This is a genomic window from Woronichinia naegeliana WA131 (assembly GCA_025370055.1).
Lineage (GTDB): Bacteria > Cyanobacteriota > Cyanobacteriia > Cyanobacteriales > Microcystaceae > Woronichinia > Woronichinia naegeliana.
Genome location: CP073041.1, coordinates 3,230,836 through 3,248,876, shown reverse-complemented (window position 1 = coordinate 3,248,876; position 18,041 = coordinate 3,230,836). Strand labels below are relative to the sequence as shown.

The window sequence follows — 18,041 nt, the reverse complement described above, 5'->3', positions numbered from 1 at the left end:
TAAGTAACCATGCTCAAGACCTATATTGTCCGATTAAGTCAAGAAGAACGTCAGACCCTAAAAGATTTGGTATCCATCGGCAAAGGAGCGGCTTACAAAATTAAGCACGCCAATATTCTGTTAAACATTGATGTGAATGGACAAGGATGGACGGATGAGGAAGCTGCCGCCGCCTTTAGTTGTCACCGTAACACAGTCGCCAATCTCAGGGAGCGATTGGTCAATGAAGGTGTGGAGTCAGCATTAAGCCGCAAGCCCCGCAAAACGCCGCCTCGTCAACCGATTATTGATGGAGAGGTAGAAGCAAAACTAATCGCCTTACGTTGTGGAGAACCGCCTGCTGGTCAAGCCCGTTGGACATTGAGGTTACTAGCCGACAAGGCGGTCGAGTTAGAAATTGTGCCAGCAATTAGTCACGAAACCGTGCGTCAAGTGTTAAAAAAAACGAACTAAAACCTCATCTGCGACAGATGTACGTGATTCCACCAGAAAAGAGTGCCGAATTTGTGTCTATACTAAACACGGTCACAGGTTGCGAATTCTAAAAATAAGAGATAATATAATAAAAATAGAAAAATTAGTCAAGAGGCTGAGAAATGATTAAGTTAGAATTTAAAGAAGAAGACAAAAGACTGTTGTCTTACGGTCGGTTTAATCACCCGCATCCTAGAGTGCAGCTAAAGATGGAAGTTTTATGGCTAAAAAGTCAGGGATTGTCTCATCAAAAAATTGCTCAATTCGCAGGAGTTTCAGTAAATACGGTGACAAGCTATATCCGTGATTATCAAGAGGGCGGGATAGAAAAACTAAAAGAAATAAAATTTAATCGCCCGAAAAGCGAGTTAACAGAGCATCAAGGGACAATTGAGGCATATTTTGAGTCAAATCCACCAGCAACAATAAATGAAGCAGTAAAAAGAATAGAAGAATTAACAGGAATAAAAAGAAGTCCGACGCAAGTCAGAAAATTTTTAAAGTCAATAGGAATGAGGTGTCTAAAGGTGGGAACAATTCCATCAAAAGCAGATGTAGAAGCTCAGGATAGCTATAGAGAAAAAGAGCTAGAACCAAGGCTAGAAGAGGCAAAAGCAGGAAAAAGGGCAGTTTTCTTTGTAGATGCCTCTCATTTTGTAATGGGAGCATTTGTAAATTTTATATGGTGCTTCAAGAGGATTTTTATTAAGTCACCATCAGGGAGAAAACGTTTTAATGTGTTAGGAGCATTAAATGCAATTACCCATGAAGTAATTATGGTAACGAACAGTTCTTATATTACGGGAACTCAGGTTTGTGAACTCCTAGAAAAGATAGCAGAATTAGGACTATTAATACCGATTACGTTGGTATTAGACAATGCTCGTTATCAAAAATGCCGAATTGTGCAGGAGTTGGCAGAATCATTAGGAATAGAGTTACTGTACTTACCTCCTTATTCTCCTAACTTGAATTTAATTGAAAGACTGTGGAAGTTTGTGAAGAAGAAGTGTTTATACGCAAAATATTATGAAGATTTTACGCAGTTTTCTGCAGCAATTTCAGGATGTCTTGAGGATGCTAACGTAAAATATAAGGAGGAGCTTGATTCTCTGCTCACCTTACGATTTCAACGCTTTGATAAATCTCAGATTATGAACGTTTGAAGTATAACATGGAAGATGTTCTAGAAATTTATCACCGACCCTATGACCCCAATTGTCCAGTGATTTGCATGGATGAGCAACCTATACAATTGGTCAAAGAAACCCGCCTTCCTCTACCAGCCAAACCTGGACAGCCAGAGGCGCATGATTACGAATATGAACGCAATGGAACAGCCAATATCTTTATGTTTACAGAACCCTTGTCTGGGTGGCGAAAGACAGTTGTCAGTGAACGTAGAACATCGGTTGACTGGGCAACAGAAATTAAGAATTTACTCGATAACGACTATGCTGATAACGACAAAGTCATTTTAGTATGTGATCAGCTAAATACTCACAAACTTGCCTCACTATATGAAGCATTTGAGCCTTCCACGGCTCGTCGTCTAGTCGAACGGTTGGAAATTCACCATACCCCAAAACATGGCAGTTGGCTTAATATTGCTGAAAACGAGCTGTCCGCAATGACTCGGCAATGCCTAGCTCGTCGAATTCCAGATCGGGAAACTTTAGAGCAAGAAACAACGGCTTGGTACACTCAGCGCAATCATTCCCAAAAGTCGGTAGATTGGCAATTCACGATGGCTGAGGCTCGTATCCGTCTCAAGCGTCTTTATCCACAAATAGAAAATTGACAGACCACTAGTAGGCTTGGGTGTGAATAGAGCTACCATTTAGGGAGAACTTAAAACAGAGGATAGGACAATGCCTAGATTAGCACCAACGCCACTGCACCTAAGCGAACTGGAGCGAGAGCAACTGCAACATTTGGTCAATCGGCACAGTACTTCCCAGCAAATTGTCCTCAGAGCCAAGATTATTCTACAAGCCGATGCTGGACAGAATCATCAAGCTGACTTTTCCCGTTAAGTGCGGATTGCAAGCTGCCAGCCTTGGCAAAGGTCATGCAACTTCAACCAACCGCGCCAAAGGACTTGGATACCGAGAGGAGTTTTACGACGATGTTCAAGATAACCACCAAGAAAAGCAACAGACTCGACAGCCCAAGCAACAGTCAAAATAGGGGGAAGTTTTTGAGAGGCGGCTGCTTTTAACACCTGAAGTTGAAGAGGATTAAGAATTTCAATCGCGAGAGCATCGGGCTGGGTACGATGAAGATAAGTAACGTGTAAAAGTTCAACAGCAATGACACTTAAAAAACCCAAAAGAGTTTTCATTCCATCAGAGGCAAGTCGATAACGCTCACTCTGACAACCAGACTTAAGGACTTTATGAAATTCTTCAACCCGCCATCGGTAGGTGTACCAACGAAGAATAGTGACAGCCATCTCAATAGTCTCAACAACTTCTGTAGTCAGAAGCATCCAAGATAAAGGAGTTTCGCCTTCGGGACAATCGATTTCTGTCGCATAAACAGCATAGACATTCAACGGGTCACGATTATCAAAACGATAGGGAGTTCGTAGATTAACTGAGCAAAATCGGACGGCAAGCTTAACCTTCCGTGCTTTTCTTTTTCCTGTACTCGGAATCTCGATTTCTTGATGAAAACGAATCGGTTCTGATTCCAAATGTTGCCAAAGTCGTTCACTATTTTTGTCTAAACTACGATTATGAGACGCTCTGACCAGCACTCCTGTATGCTTGAGTTGACGCACTGAGTCAAAGACTTCTGAAACATCTCCTTCTCTGTCAAATACATGAATTACCCTCGTTGAACTTTCTACCTGTTTCTCACAGGTGTTTAGAGCCTCTACCCATTTGTAGGATTCTTTTTCCTCAAATGGTCTTTGACGAGCTGCTTTTCTTTGTTCTTTCTGTCTTTCTTTTTTCTGCTTCGCCGTTTCATCTGTTGGGGGCTTTTCTTTTACCTCCCTATTCCACAGTTTTTGCCATAATAAACCTAATACTTGTCCTTTTTCTGGCTCAATTGCTAAAGCACTATGCAGTATTAATCCATTCCCTCCTTTTCCAGTCGGCCCATACCCTTCCCTTTTTTCCTTGATATTGCGATAATCTAAGAAGGTCGTATCTCCGACTGATAGCATTATCTTATATTCTTCTACGGCGGCAGTTGTCATTTCACAGTGCGGCTCTATTATCTTGACAAAGTCTGTTTTCGGATTCCCAAAAATTCATAGGCCCTCTTTAACTCGTTTCCTCCCTTAAACACTTCTGATAAGGCTTTTCCAAACCCCTCACTTAACTTTTTCCCAATCGAGAAGGCACGATTGTTTAGCCTCTCGTCTCCCAATTCACAACTGGCAAAGTTTTTTGTCCACCATTCCAACATTTTTTGACCTGCCCTTTAAGATTTTCTCCATTTTACAGTCTCATACTCCCTTCATCCTTTGTTTTTGAAATTTGAACGATAAGCGGGATGATGGCTTCAGAATATTTTTTTCCTGTCAAGAGAATCATTACTCAAACCCTTGCCAGATAAAGCCTCTAGAAGTTTGCATTGCTGGATTTTGGACTTAACGGGAAAAGTCAGAATCATCAAGAGATTGGTCGCGCCCTTAACATCAGTCGAGATATGGCCCGACTATGGCGCAATCGTTGGCTAGAGCTGAGTGGCAAGCCCCTGTCGGTGGTGGAGCGATTAACGGATCATCCGTGTCAACTTAAAGGAATGGGTTCCCAAATTTGTTGATTGAGAGCGGCCTTTTCTCGATGTCGCTTTCTCTCAGCTTTGACCAAACCAAATAACTTAGCACGTTCAGCCAGATAGGTTACTGTATCAGGCTTTTCTCCTCTAGCAATAGCCTTCGCTACATAGTATAGACTCCGAAACACCATCTCTACTGAGATTTTTTCTTTCGGTTGATTTAGAGCAATCGCCACTTCCCCTACCAATTGATTTAAGACCGTATAGAAAATCAAAGTGCAAATAATCTGGATTTGGACACCATTCTTATTACCTACCCATAAATAGGCTAGTCCTAAAAGTCTTTTCGTTAATAAAAAGGCTTCTTCGATTGTCCATCGTCTTCGATATAAATCACAGACCTCTTCGGCGGACAGTTGTTCGGGAGACAACACATTTGTTAAATACTGATACCAGATTGTTCCCCATAATACTGAGACTAATCTCACCGGATGCTTGCAAGGATTAGAACGGTAATTTCCCATAATGATAATCTCATCTCTGTAATGACTACCTTGAGACAATACTTGTTTGGTTTTGTAAGATGTACCCGCTCTAAATCTGGTTAGAAAAAACTTTTTAGCTTCTGTTAACAAATCAAACCACACAAAGCTAAAAAATCCCATATCTACGAGAATTAAACCATTTTCTGGTAATTTAGCTGCCAATTCTTCACACCATATTTTATCATTTGATTTATCATTTTCTGTGTACCATAAAGTAACGGGTCTTTGGGTAAAGGCTTCCACTACCATCATTATTTTACCCCCCAATTTACTCTTTTCTTCTTTACTTATTTTCATATTTTTCCTTATCTGCTCTAGCGTTGAGCCATCTGCTATCCACACTGCACTAAACTTTTCTCTTATTTTTTCCCATTTTTCTCCTACTTGGAGCTTCTTCCCTTTTTCGGCTGCTTTTTCTAACACTCCTTTTAGTAATATTGCAAATATTTCGGCTGGCACATTCATCATTCTTTTTGATACTGCCTGTTTGCTTACTTTTAATGATGCTACCCATAGCAATCCCTCTTCCTCTAACAGTCTTACCGCTTCACTTATACCCGCTATTTGACGATACACTATACTTAACACTAATGCCACCATTACTGGTAAATTTAATACCCTATCTCTCATCATTTTCTCATGAGTTCCCTGTAAATATTTTAATGGTGTAAACATTGTGGGTTCTAGTAATTCAAACAACTCTTTTGTTATTTCAGGGATTTCTACCCCTGGCTGATTTGTCTTACGACGTAAGTCTGGGTTTCCTTTTCTCCGAGGATGTTGTCTTGCCATTTGTTTTTTGCTCACTTTTTTATATACTAACCTTTTTTTCAGCCTACTCTTACTTCCGCCTGCTTTTAGGCTAATCTTTTGTGAGTAGGCATTTTGGCTTAAGTTGACACCAATGGGGTAAAGGCTTCCACTACCATCATTATTTTACCCCCCAATTTACTCTTTTCTTCTTTACTTATTTTCATATTTTTCCTTATCTGCTCTAGCGTTTAGCCATCTGCTATCCACACTGCACTAAACTTTTCTCTTATTTTTTCCCATTTTTCTCCTACTTGGAGCTTCTTCCCTTTTTCGGCTGCTTTTTCTAACACTCCTTTTAGTAATATTGCAAATATTTCGGCTGGCACATTCATCATTCTTTTTGATACTGCCTGTTTGCTTACTTTTAATGATGCTACCCATAGCAATCCCTCTTCCTCTAACAGTCTTACCGCTTCACTTATACCCGCTATTTGACGATACACTATACTTAACACTAATGCCACCATTACTGGTAAATTTAGCACCCTATCTCTCATCATTTTCTCATGAGTTCCCTGTAAATATTTTAATGGTGTAAACATTGTGGGTTCTAGTAATTCAAACAACTCTTTTGTTATTTCAGGGATTTCTACCCCTGGCTGATTTGTCTTACGACGTAAGTCTGGGTTTCCTTTTCTCCGAGGATGTTGTCTTGCCATTTGTTTTTTGCTCACTTTTTTATATACTAACCTTTTTTTCAGCCTACTCTTACTTCCGCCTGCTTTTAGGCTAATCTTTTGTGAGTAGGCATTTTGGCTTAAGTTGACACCAATGTTAACGGATGCACCTCGACCGGGAGGTCCCATGACCTTTAGCTTAGAGCAGATTCTTCAGTTATTTGCGATAGCTTGTGAGCCACCGGCGGATTATGACCGACCGCTCAGTCATTGGACAGCGCGGGAACTGGCGGATGAAATGCTCAAACAAGGCATTGTTGAGAGCATCTCCCCTCGCCATGTGGGACGATTGCTGGCGGAAGCCGACTTGAAACCACACCAATCGCAATATTGGTTAAATCCTCCCCCCGACCCTGAGTTTGATGAGAAAGTTAGTGACATTTGTCAGACCTACCTGAGTGCAATGGAGCGAGCAGAACAGGGAGAACAGACAATTTCCATTGATGAGATGACCGGCATTCAAGCCTTGGAACGAAAGGCTCCTGCCCAACCAATGCGACCTGGCAAACCAGAAAGGCGAGAATTTGAGTATATTCGTCACGGCACCCAGACGTTAATTGCCAGTTTTAATGTGGTTTCAGGTCAGATTGCCCAAGCCAGTGTGGGAGACACGCGCACTGAGATAGACTATCTCAATCATGTTCAACAGTTGGTTGCCAGTGACCCAAAGACTGTCAAATGGCACCTGCTGATGGATTGCTTGAACACCCATCAATCAGAATCACTAGTAGGCTTGGGTGGCGCAAGTCGAAGGACTTGAGACCGACTTGGGCATCAAAGGAAAATCAGGCATTCTCCAATCAATGCAAAGCCGTTCTGAATTTTTGCGAGAGCCCAGTCATAAAATTGTCTTCCACTTCACCCCCAAGCATTGCTCTTGGCTCAATCAAATTGAGATGTGGTTCAGTATGCTGATGAGTAAGTTACTCAGACGAGGCAATTTCATGAGCAGAGAACAGCTCAAAACTCGCATCCTTGACTTCATTGATTACTTTAATCGCACTATGGCTAAACCCTTCAAATGGACTTATCAAGGCAAGGCATTAAAGCAATGATAAACGGTCGCTCTATTCCCGCCCAAGCCTACTAGTGATTCTGATTGATGGGTGTTCAAGCAATCCATCAGCAGGTGCCACTTGACAGTCTTTGGGTCACTGGCAACCAACTGTTGAACATGATTGAGATAGTCTATCTCAGTGCGCGTGTCTCCCACACTGGCTTGGGCAATCTGACCTGAAACCACATTAAAACTGGCAATTAACGTCTGGGTGCCGTGACGAATATACTCAAATTCTCGCCTTTCTGGTTTGCCAGGTCGCATTGGTTGGGCAGGAGCCTTTCGTTCCAAGGCTTGAATGCCGGTCATCTCATCAATGGAAATTGTCTGTTCTCCCTGTTCTGCTCGCTCCATTGCACTCAGGTAGGTCTGACAAATGTCACTAACTTTCTCATCAAACTCAGGGTCGGGGGGAGGATTTAACCAATATTGCGATTGGTGTGGTTTCAAGTCGGCTTCCGCCAGCAATCGTCCCACATGGCGAGGCTACTGTGTACACACAAGTAGGGCTTGCTGAAAAAGTCAAAAAACGAAAGAAATGTGGGTTAGGGAACTGGACAGTGGGAAGTTTATGGATGGCAGAGAAGGTAATGACTATGCGGCCAAAGTAAGTCTATCAGGACTTGGAAAAGGGTCAAGTTTAGCGGCAAGGAATTTAGGCAAAAGCAGACTAGGTGGACTTTGAGGAAAAATCATTGGGGCTTGATGTTGGATGGCTAGTTGAGCAATGCGTTCACTAGGATAGCCATGGGAGGGTAGAGTCCGAAACCAGCGAGGGAAATTAGCCCAAATCCCCTGGGGTAACTCTAAGGAAAGAATTTGAAGTAAGCCGAGAACAATGACATGAAGATTAACAAAACGCTCAAAGGCTTCTACTTTGTTTAAAATCTGAGTCTGAACAGTTTGGGGATAGTCAGGGAGGATAAGATTGCTAGGCCAGGTCGGTAAAGTAGGAAGAGCCTTAAGCCAAAAACGATAGGCAAAGCCGCCCAAAAGATGGATTAATTGACGAAAAGTGACTTCAATCTTAAATCGGAGACCGTAAGCGGCAATAATCTCAGGTCCAGTCAAACAGAGGTCAGTAGAAAGCAGAATCAGTCTTTGTCCGTTGGGCAATTGGGTGAGGACAAACTTAACGAGCTGATGGGGACTATCCCAGTGGAACTCAAAGCACTGATAAGAAACGGAGACTTGTTGACCATAGAGCCAGACTTTAGCGGTGGGAAAATCCTCCACAAGAGCAAACAGGCTTTCTAGTTTTATTGAACTCCCCCAAAGCCGTGGTCGTCCTTTCCCCCTCAAGGTCGGAACGGAAGAAAAGGGAGCATATGCCACTGTAGAGCAACGCACTCGGGTGATGAGATGCAAGGCATTTTGGCGAAAACTTTTGAGCACTGCTCCACAAGCGAAGTAAGCATCCAAAATCACATAGCTTCCCGCCTCTGCGTAGGTAGTGCAAAGCTCCCCCATTTTCGTGACTAGAGTAGTCTTCTCTTTTTTGCTGCCTTTTTTCCCTTCCTTTGCCGTTGCTTTGGACTTGATGCCATCGTCTAGCCGCAACACTAAGGGCAAGGCAAAGCAGGCTTTTCCTGCTCCCACCAAAACACTCAAGGCATTGAAGTAATGCCCCCTTATCCATTCTGGCTTCGCCACATTTCCGGATTCTTGGTGTAGTCGTTTTACCCCTGGCATCTTGCGCCCTTCTTTCCCCACTTTGATTCCATCCCCCACATACACTCGTTTTTCCTTGATTCGATATAGATTTTCATGCTGACTTACCCACTTCGACCATCCCAAGGTCAGTCCTTTGACGTTAAATGCCTTGGATTCAAACCAATGTAGTGCCTGATGGTAGTAGCTCTCTGTTAACCCTAAGGCATTGACATAGCTTGTTATTGCGCTCGGTTGGCTGTTGAGCACTACTCCCCAGGCTAATAGGATAAACCATTGGTACGTTGCTTCTCGGCTAAAGGCGGGACGGAGATTCTCTAGGATTTGCTCTAGTCGCTGACATAGTTGCATAATTGATAGATAGCACTGGCTATCGATTTTCTATATCAGCCAGTTTCGGACATAACGGCACTCTTGGGTATCGCATGTCCGATTTTCTTTTCTCACTTACCCTGCTCGAGAACTTCCCACTGTCCAGTTAGGGAAGTATGGACTGAAAAAGCATAGATAACTTATCCTTATGGAAACAAATCAAAATACAGATTTTGTTTAATCTATTGTTCCTTTCTGTCTAAAAAGGTCAACACAAATCACTCCTCACAAAAGAGAGGAAAATTAACACCATTTTTCACAAGAAAAACGACTCTACAACTTTTTACTTTTTGTTTTCTTTTTTGTCTTCTGAAGTAGAGTAGAAAGATTCATTACCAAAAAGTTCATCGCAATTACCGTTTCCGAGGTCTCAGGTAGTTTGGCCATCACTCGACCAAGACTAAATTTCCTCTTTCCCTGTCCGAATTTACCCTCAATGGCATTACGCACTCTTTCATCTGAGCGTGCCTCTTTCTTTTTTTCTTTGCTCACCTCTTTCGGCGGTCTTCCCAATCGGAAACCACTCATTCTTATATCCCTTTCTTTACAATAAGCTCGATTCGCTTTTGTTCGATAGATTTTATCCACATGAACCGATTCCGGATAACATCCTGTTTCCCTTTTATATTCTTCTATTCGCGCTTGTAAATCTCCCGATTCGTTGTAATTATCCCAACTTAATTTGTCTAAGAAGACAAAGCCATTCACATTACTTGCCGATATTTTAGCTCCAAATTCTACTGCTTTTCCCGCTTTTCCGCGCACTATTGGACGCACGTGAGGTTGGCTTACACTCACGATTCTGTTTTCTACTTTATTTGTCTTTTTTTCATACATTTCTAACTGTTGCTCATACACTTTTCCTATCGTTACAAGCTCTTCTTGCTCTTTTTTCGTTAGTTTTTCTAACTTTGCTCCCTCTTCTATCATTTTTTCTATATCAGACAAGTTTCTTTTTATATATCCTAGTTGTTTTTTTGTTCCTTTTCTTCTTTCTTTTTTTGACACACGACGTTTTTTTGCTATGGCTAAGTACTCTTTTCTTGCCACTTCCCTATAAGTCCTCGGCTTTTCTTTCCTTTTCTCTTTTATTTCTTCATACAGCTTATCTATTATTTTTTCTGTTTTTTCTCTGGCATCATTCAATATTCCTATATCCGTTGGATATTTTATATCTGCTGGTGTACAAGTCGCATCTAACAATAACTTTCCTTCATTTTCTTTTTTTTCTGACGCTACACCCGTCGCTTTTTTTTCTATTTCTTTATTAATTTTATTTATTAATTCCATTCCTATTTTTTTACGAAAATGAACCATCATTGACGCATTAAATGCTTCTTTGCTACTATAGCTTTCCATTCCTATAAAGTACTGTAAATAAGGGTTCTCTTTTATTTGTTCTACTGTTTCTCTGTCACTTTTTCCTGAAATTTCTTTGATAATTAATGCTCCTAATGCCATTCTAAATGATTTGGCTGGGGCTCCTTTTTTTTCTGTGAAGTTTTTTGCATATTCTTCCTCATATTCTTCCCAGGGAATCATTTTGACATTTCTATCCAACGATTTTCTTCGTCTAACTGCCCGCCGAACAGATTTTTCAAGTTTTCTGGTGTTTCAATTGAGTACTGTTGCTTTCGGTACATCTGCTTTCTCTCTTCTTAATGCAATGGTTTTGAGGCATTCTACCCTATTTTCGTGCATTCTAGCGGTTCTTAATTCGCCTACTATTTTTCTCCGTAAAGGTTTCAGCTTTTTTCAGCAAGCCCTATTTAAGCCATATCCAAAAAACCATTGCCACCAGCCCTGATGTAGCAAAATGGCACTTGAGCATGGATTGCCTAAATACCCATCAGTCAGAATCTTTGGTTCGCTATGTAGCAGAATTTGAGGGACTTAATCTTGAATTAGGAGAGAAGGGCAAGAGTGGCATCCTTCAATCAATGGCGAGTAGAGCAACTTTTCTCAGTGACCCCAATCATCGAATTGTTTTTCACTTCACACCGAAGCATTGTTCATGGCTCAATCAAATTGAGATTTGGTTTGGTATTTTAATGCGTAAGTTACTGAAACGAGGAAATTTTCTCAGTCAAGATGATTTAAGAACGCAAATTCTTGAATTCATCGACTATTTTAACCGCACTATGGCGAAGCCCTTTCGATGGACGTATCGGGGGAAGGTTTTGGCTGCTTAAATTTTATAGCACCCAAACTTACGCCTTGGACTACTAGTTCACAAGGTTGGGTTGACGAAAGGAAACCCAACATTTCTACACAAATAATATCCCCCCTCCAAAACAAATCAACACCATTGTCATTTAATTGCTTGGTTTGCGTTCCTTAACCCAACCGAATTTTTGAAAAATTTGACTGCGATCTCCGTCATTTTGTTGATTAAAGTCTAAAACTGCGATCGCCCCTTACCGTTAAGAAAAAAAGCGATCACCGTTCAGTGAATAGTTGATAGTGAATAGTTGATAATTATCCATTCTCAATTATCCATTAAAAAAGCGATCGCCCTCTTATTTCTAGTTAACTAAAAGCAAAGGTTGCTCCTAGGAGATTGACATTGACATCAGCAGCGACAAAACCTGTCGTAGCACTGGTGGTTAACAGTAAAGCTCCGGTTCCAAAACCAGTATTACCTGAGATTCCATCCCCCACTTTAAAAAGGGTACTCGTGCCAGAAACCTGGACATCAATAGCCGCTATGCTGGTGAATTTGAGGATATCTCCACCGACTCCACGCACAAAGTTGTAAACCGTATCAACCCCATCACCACTGGCATAGTTAACTGTATCTTTAAACGTATCACTACCGAGAGAGAGAAGATCATTGCCGCCGCCCCCTGTCAGGATATCTGCACCGCCATAACCGTAAAGAACATTAACACCCGTATTACCAGTGAGATTATCGCCTGCGGTATTGGAGCCTTGGATATTTTCAATTTGGGAAAGGGTATCGGTTCCCCCTTCGCCATCACTAGCGATTCCTGTGGCCAGGTTAGCCGTTACTGCTCCCGTCACCAAGTAATAGTAGGCAGTATCGGTTCCATTGCCACCAATGAGGCTATCATTACCTGTCCCACCAATTAAGGTATCATTACCATCCCCACCGTTGAGGGTGTCATTACTGCCATAGCCATAGAAGGTATTATTATTGGCATCCCCGGTGAGATTATCGCCTGCGGTATTGGAGCCTTGGACATTCTCAATTTGGGAGAGGGTATCGGTTCCTCCTAAACCATCGTTGGCGGTTCCCATTGCTAAATTCACGGTAACGCTGGCAGTGGAACTGTAATAGTCGGCATAATCGTTGCCATTACCGCCAATCAGGGTGTCATTACCAGCACCGCCATTGAGGGTATCGTTACCATCGCTGCCATTGAGAGTGTTATTGGCAGTATTGCCTGTTAGAGAATTGTTAGCAGCATTGCCTGTACCATTAATGACGCTAGAACCGGTTAAGGTCAGGTTTTCGATGTTGACTAGAGAAGCGATCGTATAGGTGACAGAGGATTGAATGGTGTCGATTCCTTCGCCAGCATTTTCGGTAATGATATCGGTTGTGCTGTCAACTTGATAAATGTCGTTCCCAAAACCACCAATCAGAGTATCTACTCCCGTACTGCCATCGAGGGTATTGTTGGCACTATTGCCGGTGAGGATGTTATTGGCAGAATTACCCGCACCATTAATAAAACTAGAACCGGTTAAGGTCAGGTTTTCGATGTTGGCTAGAGAGGCGATCGTATAGGTGACAGAGGATTGAATGGTGTCAATTCCTTCACCAGCATTTTCGGTAATGATATCGGTTGTACTGTCAACTTGATAAATGTCGTTCCCAAAACCACCAATCAGAGTATCTACTCCCGTACTGCCATTGAGGGTATTGCTGGCACTGTTGCCAGTGAGGATATTGTTACCGCTATTGCCTGTACCGTTGATAGCATTAACTCCAATCAGAGTCAGGTTTTCGACTCCGTTGGGCAGGGTACTGGTTAGTCCACTGTACCAAGTATCGCTAATGTTTACTTCTCCGATACTATCATTAGTATTGCTACTCAATTTAGCGTTAACAGGGTTAGAAAGGGCGACAGTAAAGGCTTCAAGGCTTTCGTTAATGTCATCGTTGAGGATGGGAATGCTGATTGTAACGAAAGTACTATTTGGGGCTAGAGTTAGGGTTCCACTCGTGGTAGTATAGTCACTGCCGGCAGTAGCATTAATGGCGGTGATAGTATAGTTAACGCTGACAGTTTGGTTGATGGGCTCACTGAGGCTAACAGTTAGGAAAGCACTGGCATCTTTACCTTCGACAACGGTGATGTCATTAATGGAGAGGGTCGGAAAATCATCGTTGGTAATAGTTCCCGTGACAGCCGCAGTGGTTCCAATAACATAGCCCGTACCAGTTGTTAAAGTCAGGGCTACGGTTTCGTTGGCTTCGATGGTGGTATCGGCAGTGGGATCTATGGTTAAGGTTGCTGTTGCTGAACCGGCTGCGAAGGTAATCGTTTTCCCTGTGCCTGGAGTTGCCCCTGTGTAGTCGGTAGCATCGGCGGTTCCTGTAATGCTGTAATTAACAGTTAAGGCGTTGGTTGTTGGGCCTGTGCGGGTGAAGGTATAAACTAGATTAGTTGTTCCGTTTTCTAGTACACCGACTGAAGAAACGGCTAGAGTAACATTGGCAGGAACAATACTGATGTTTCCGAAAAAGTCATCGTTATTAGTCTCTGTTCCGTCATCATCTGTGGCACTATTGCCAGAGAAAGTAGGTGAACCAACAGAAGAAACAGTCGTGAGACCTTGTAGGATAAAGAGCCCTCCTCCTAGACCAGAGCCATCAGAGCCATCCCCATAATAGCCACCACTCCCACCAGAGCCACCTGCAGCTGTGTTATTAGTAAAGTTAGTATTAATAAGGGTAAGAGCACCACTACGCATAAATATACCACCACCAAGACCAGCAGCAGCACCACCACCACCACCATCGCCACCAAAGATACCATAGGTACCAAAGCTACCATAGCCACCATTGCCGCCATAGCGACCACCATAGCCCCCGCCATTGCCACCCTTGCCACCATCGCCACTAAAAAAACCACCACCATAGCCACCATAGCCACCATAGCCACCATTGCTACTATAACCACCAGAGCCAGAGCCACCACTACCACCAGAGCCACCAGGTCCACCACTACCACCGCTACCACCACCATTACCACCGTTGCCACCATTGCCACCAATGGCTGCATTATTGCTAAAGTTTACAGAGTTTAAGGTAACAGTGCCATCGTAAATAAATAACCCTCCTCCCATACCAGCACCACCGCCGCCACCGCCACCGCCGCCACCGCCACTGACGGGATAATAGCCACCATAACCATAGCCGTCATAACCACCAAAATAACCGCCATTAGCACCATCGCCACCATCGGAGCCATTTTGACCTTGAGACCGTCCATTGGTAATCGTGAGACTAGAAATATTCACAATTCCAGAGCTTATAGATAACCCTCGAACATCTCCAAAATCATTAATACCGTTCCCATTAGCATCTCCACTAAGACTAAAGCCGTTCCCTACTATATTAATGTTGCTACTGATGGAAAGCATTTCCTGAGTGAGACGGACATTATTATTAAGGGTGATAATGTCATCTCCCGCTAACTGGTTGGCCTGAAGAATTGCATAACTAAGGGTACCGACTGTATTTCCGAGTCCGTTATCGAGGGTTTGATTGACGATGAAGTTTGCCATGAGAGTTTTCCTAATTAGATTTCAATAAATAAATACAAGTTTAAGAACATTGGCTTAAGTTTTGTTAGCTGATGAGACTGATGATTGGGCAACAATCACATTGGCTAGACTATTACTCGGATTCTGCCAAAAGGATAATCGCGAGAATTGAGCAAATAAATCGGGGGGTAAAATAGTTGAACGAGGTTGAAATTCTACCTTGGGTCGAACATGGTGCAGTCCCTGGGTATGGAGCCGATTATCGAATTCAGAGGCTTCGTAGTGTACATTTTCAAAATCATGACGATAGGGTTCCTGGTCTAAAAATTGATAAATAAGAGATAGGGTGTTCTCTGGTGCTTGGGTCAAAATATCATAATCGACCAACAGTAAAGAAGAACTATATTCACCATAAAAAGCTTCTTTTAAGGCATTATGAGCAAAACCAACCAGCCGCCCTCCTTGACCTAATGCTTCAGTGCGAGTGTAAACTGTTGCCCGTTCACCGACGTTGTTAAACAAACGAGATACATCAAAAACATTCTTTCTGATTAATTTTTCAATACTGTCCATAATCCATGCCACATTACGAACACAGCAAATCATTTTTGCGTCAGGAAATAGCTTGTTAATAAGGGGTAACTTACTACACCAGAGACGGTTAGTATCAAAAATAATGGATTTATCTGTCTGGGACTGATAATAGGCAGAAAAAATACCTAAGACTAATGCCTGTTTTTGTTCTGTTGAAAGGAACATAGAAAATTCATTATCTTCACTCATTGCGTTTAACATTGTGTTGACTAGCCCACCAACAGGACTAGACATATTGGCATGAAAACGGGGATTTTGGCGAAGTAAAGCGGAGAGAAGAGTAGAACCAGAACGGGGAAGTCCAGAAATAAAGTGTATTTTGGGAGTCATTTGCTTAGTAGAGGCAAGAGGAATAATCTCATATTATTACTGCTGCCATAGGCCCTATTAGCCATTCCCAACACCCCATTACTCACCGCCGCGCTCGCCGGAAACTGACTAAAATCTCCTGCCAACCATTGCGACTGAAAGGTTAAAGCTAGTGGCACGTCAACTTTATTTTGATGGGTTGCTAGATTCTCAAAGCCTTGCCAAAATAGACTTACGGGTTCTTGTAGCCCCTCATTTCAAGATTGACAGACCACTAGTGCGCGATCATAATTGGTTCCAAAAGCCGTATCAAAACGTCCCCAGAAGTCATCGAAACCCGCAACAGCGGTGAGTTGGTTATAGGCAAGGGTCAAGGCAGAGTTGATGGTCATGATAAAAATAAACTAAATTTAAAACAGATTTTGACAAACAAATTTACGAGGAGACAGTATTCTAGCGGGCCAACTTTCGACAGTTTACCAATAGGGACAGAAAAAGCAAGTCCTGTTCTAACGGTCAACTACTACAAAGCTAGTAGATATAAGGGTTAGAGCCAAATGTTAAATTTTGTTACAAACTCTGATGAGTAGAAAATTATCTTTTACAGCCAGCAGAAAAAAGCGATCGCCCCCTTACCAATATAGATAAACAGCGATCGCCTATTACCGATAAATATAAACAGCGATCGCCCCTTACCGATACAGTAGAATGTGATCGCCCCTTCCCTTATTAAGAAGAAAAGCGATCGCCCCTTACCGATAAATATAAACAGCGATCGCCCCTTACTGTGAAGAAAAACAGCGAAAGTTGTTCTTTGGTATTAGTCAGATAGTAACCGCACTAGAATCTTCTCCTTTAAGCCCTCTTCCCTATCCTTCAGCGCAATGACAGAGAAATCTCCTCAGGTACAACTAGACTTATCTCAAGGCGATCGCCCTTCGGAGCCTGATAACGAGGAAGAAAGTCTTCCCACGGCGATCAAGTCAGCTTGGGTCAACCATCTTGCTAACCTTTGGAACACCACAACTACCGGACTACATAAACTGCGGCCGATTGAAAAGCTGACTCAAGGAATACTCAAAAGTTTTTCGGTCAATGAAGAACAGATTGCTGAAATTCTAGACAAGGTTCGAGCCGAGTTACCCACCACAGAAGCTTTATTAATTGGCAAACCCCAGGCGGGGAAAAGTTCGATTGTGCAAGGTTTGACGGGAGTTTCCCCAGACATTATTGGTCAAGGCTTTCGACCCCATACACAATACACCCAACGCTATACCTATCCGGCTCAGGATCTCCCCTTATTAATTTTTACCGATACTGTTGGCTTAGGAGATCTCAATCAAAATACAGAGGCCTTAATTACCGATTTACTTAAGGAATTAGAGACAGATAGGCAACGCGCTAGGGTTTTAATTTTGACGGTTAAAATTACTGATTTTGCGACGGATAGTCTTCGCAATATTATTAGTCAATTACGTCGTCAGTATGCTCAAATTCCCTGTTTATTGGCAGTAACTTGTCTCCATGAAGTTTATCCTAATTTAAATTTTGAGCATCCCCCCTATCCTCCTGATTTAGCCGAAATTCAACGGGCTTTTACTGCCATTCAAGAAAATTTTTCGCCCTTTTATGATCGAGCTATTCTAATTGACTTTACCCTGGAAGAAGATGGTTATCAACCAATATTTTATGGACTGGAAACGCTGCGCGATACCTTAGCAGAATTGTTGCCAGAAGCCGAGGCCAGGGCAATTCATCAACTCCTGGCGGGGGAAACCAGTAAACAATTGGGAAATCTCTATCGAGATGTGGCTCGACGTTATAGTTTGGCCTTTGCCATTATGGCGGCAACGTTGGCGGCTGTCCCCTTACCTTTTGCAACGATGCCTGTTTTGACAGCACTTCAGGTTTCTCTGGTAGGGGTTTTAGGAAAACTTTATGGTCAAATTCTCTCGCCTTCCCAAGCAGGGGGCATTGTCAGTCATTGGTGTCAACTTAAGCCAAAATGCCTACTCACAAAAGATTAGCCTAAAAGCAGGCGGAAGTAAGAGTAGG

The 18,041-nt window shown here is 42.5% G+C and carries 16 protein-coding genes and 2 pseudogenes; 9 read left to right on the top strand and 9 right to left on the bottom strand.

Features of this window, described 5'->3' with window-relative positions; all coding sequences use genetic code 11:
• Window positions 1–9: 9 nt before the first annotated feature.
• The 4 genes from KA717_16430 to KA717_16415 all read left to right on the top strand — a co-directional run bounded on the left by KA717_16430 (window position 10) and on the right by KA717_16415 (window position 2,510).
• A complete protein-coding gene (locus tag KA717_16430; protein ID UXE63984.1) occupies window positions 10–453 on the top strand; it encodes a helix-turn-helix domain-containing protein in 444 nt (147 codons plus the stop codon).
• A gap of 143 nt (window positions 454–596) precedes the next feature.
• Window positions 597–1,640 (top strand): IS630 family transposase, encoded by a 1,044-nt coding sequence (locus tag KA717_16425; protein UXE63983.1) that lies wholly within the window; start codon window positions 597–599, stop codon window positions 1,638–1,640.
• Between the two features lie 8 nt (window positions 1,641–1,648).
• Window positions 1,649–2,275 (top strand): IS630 family transposase, encoded by a 627-nt coding sequence (locus KA717_16420; protein ID UXE63982.1) that lies wholly within the window; start codon window positions 1,649–1,651, stop codon window positions 2,273–2,275.
• A gap of 70 nt (window positions 2,276–2,345) precedes the next feature.
• Window positions 2,346–2,510: a hypothetical protein gene (locus KA717_16415; protein ID UXE63981.1), complete on the top strand. Its 165-nt coding sequence runs from the start codon at window positions 2,346–2,348 to the stop codon at window positions 2,508–2,510.
• Here KA717_16415 and KA717_16410 read toward each other — a convergent pair.
• Together KA717_16410 and KA717_16405 are read right to left on the bottom strand one after the other, a co-directional pair.
• Window positions 2,507–3,682 (bottom strand): IS4 family transposase, encoded by a 1,176-nt coding sequence (locus tag KA717_16410; GenBank protein ID UXE63980.1) that lies wholly within the window; start codon window positions 3,680–3,682, stop codon window positions 2,507–2,509. The genes KA717_16415 and KA717_16410 overlap by 4 nt on opposite strands.
• Window positions 3,683–3,699: 17 nt before the next feature.
• Window positions 3,700–3,894: a transposase gene (locus tag KA717_16405; protein ID UXE63979.1), complete on the bottom strand. Its 195-nt coding sequence runs from the start codon at window positions 3,892–3,894 to the stop codon at window positions 3,700–3,702.
• A 168-nt stretch (window positions 3,895–4,062) separates the two neighbouring features.
• Here KA717_16405 and KA717_16400 point away from each other — a divergent pair, with 168 nt between their 5' ends.
• Window positions 4,063–4,254 carry a hypothetical protein gene (locus KA717_16400; GenBank protein ID UXE63978.1) on the top strand — a complete coding sequence of 64 codons (192 nt, stop codon included), beginning with the start codon at window positions 4,063–4,065 and terminating at the stop codon, window positions 4,252–4,254.
• Here KA717_16400 and KA717_16395 read toward each other — a convergent pair.
• The gene (locus KA717_16395) at window positions 4,221–5,546 is read right to left on the bottom strand and encodes an IS4 family transposase (protein UXE64687.1); all 1,326 of its coding nucleotides are present in this window, start codon (window positions 5,544–5,546) and stop codon (window positions 4,221–4,223) included. The two genes, KA717_16400 and KA717_16395, sit on opposite strands and share 34 nt — an antisense overlap.
• A 209-nt stretch (window positions 5,547–5,755) precedes the next feature.
• Window positions 5,756–6,241, bottom strand: a complete 486-nt coding sequence (locus tag KA717_16390; GenBank protein UXE63977.1) for a hypothetical protein — start codon at window positions 6,239–6,241, stop codon at window positions 5,756–5,758.
• A gap of 130 nt (window positions 6,242–6,371) precedes the next feature.
• Here KA717_16390 and KA717_16385 point away from each other — a divergent pair, with 130 nt between their 5' ends.
• Together KA717_16385 and KA717_16380 are read left to right on the top strand one after the other, a co-directional pair.
• Complete coding sequence (locus KA717_16385) at window positions 6,372–7,004, top strand: transposase (GenBank protein ID UXE63976.1); 633 nt, start codon at window positions 6,372–6,374, stop codon at window positions 7,002–7,004.
• Window positions 6,982–7,299, top strand: a complete 318-nt coding sequence (locus KA717_16380; GenBank protein ID UXE63975.1) for a transposase — start codon at window positions 6,982–6,984, stop codon at window positions 7,297–7,299. Before KA717_16385 ends, KA717_16380 begins: the two co-directional genes overlap by 23 nt.
• On the opposite strand, the gene KA717_16375 is transcribed toward KA717_16380, so the two are convergent.
• The 3 genes and pseudogenes from KA717_16375 to KA717_16365 form a co-directional block, all read right to left on the bottom strand.
• Window positions 7,275–7,778 (bottom strand): transposase, encoded by a 504-nt coding sequence (locus KA717_16375; protein UXE63974.1) that lies wholly within the window; start codon window positions 7,776–7,778, stop codon window positions 7,275–7,277. The two genes, KA717_16380 and KA717_16375, sit on opposite strands and share 25 nt — an antisense overlap.
• A gap of 117 nt (window positions 7,779–7,895) precedes the next feature.
• Window positions 7,896–9,323: a transposase gene (locus KA717_16370; protein UXE63973.1), complete on the bottom strand. Its 1,428-nt coding sequence runs from the start codon at window positions 9,321–9,323 to the stop codon at window positions 7,896–7,898.
• A 327-nt stretch (window positions 9,324–9,650) separates the two neighbouring features.
• Window positions 9,651–10,987, bottom strand: a pseudogene (locus KA717_16365) (IS5 family transposase).
• A 147-nt stretch (window positions 10,988–11,134) separates the two neighbouring features.
• Here KA717_16365 and KA717_16360 point away from each other — a divergent pair.
• Window positions 11,135–11,410 (top strand): annotated as a pseudogene (locus tag KA717_16360) (transposase).
• A 463-nt stretch (window positions 11,411–11,873) separates the two neighbouring features.
• Here KA717_16360 and KA717_16355 read toward each other — a convergent pair.
• Window positions 11,874–14,288 carry a hypothetical protein gene (locus KA717_16355; GenBank protein ID UXE64686.1) on the bottom strand — a complete coding sequence of 805 codons (2,415 nt, stop codon included), beginning with the start codon at window positions 14,286–14,288 and terminating at the stop codon, window positions 11,874–11,876.
• A gap of 870 nt (window positions 14,289–15,158) precedes the next feature.
• Entirely contained in the window at window positions 15,159–16,007 is an 849-nt protein-coding gene (locus KA717_16350) for a sulfotransferase (GenBank protein ID UXE63972.1), read from the bottom strand.
• An 863-nt stretch (window positions 16,008–16,870) separates the two neighbouring features.
• On the opposite strand from KA717_16350, the gene KA717_16345 reads away from it, so the two are divergent.
• A complete protein-coding gene (locus KA717_16345) occupies window positions 16,871–18,013 on the top strand; it encodes a 50S ribosome-binding GTPase (GenBank protein UXE63971.1) in 1,143 nt (380 codons plus the stop codon).
• The last annotated feature ends 28 nt before the right edge of the window (window positions 18,014–18,041 follow it).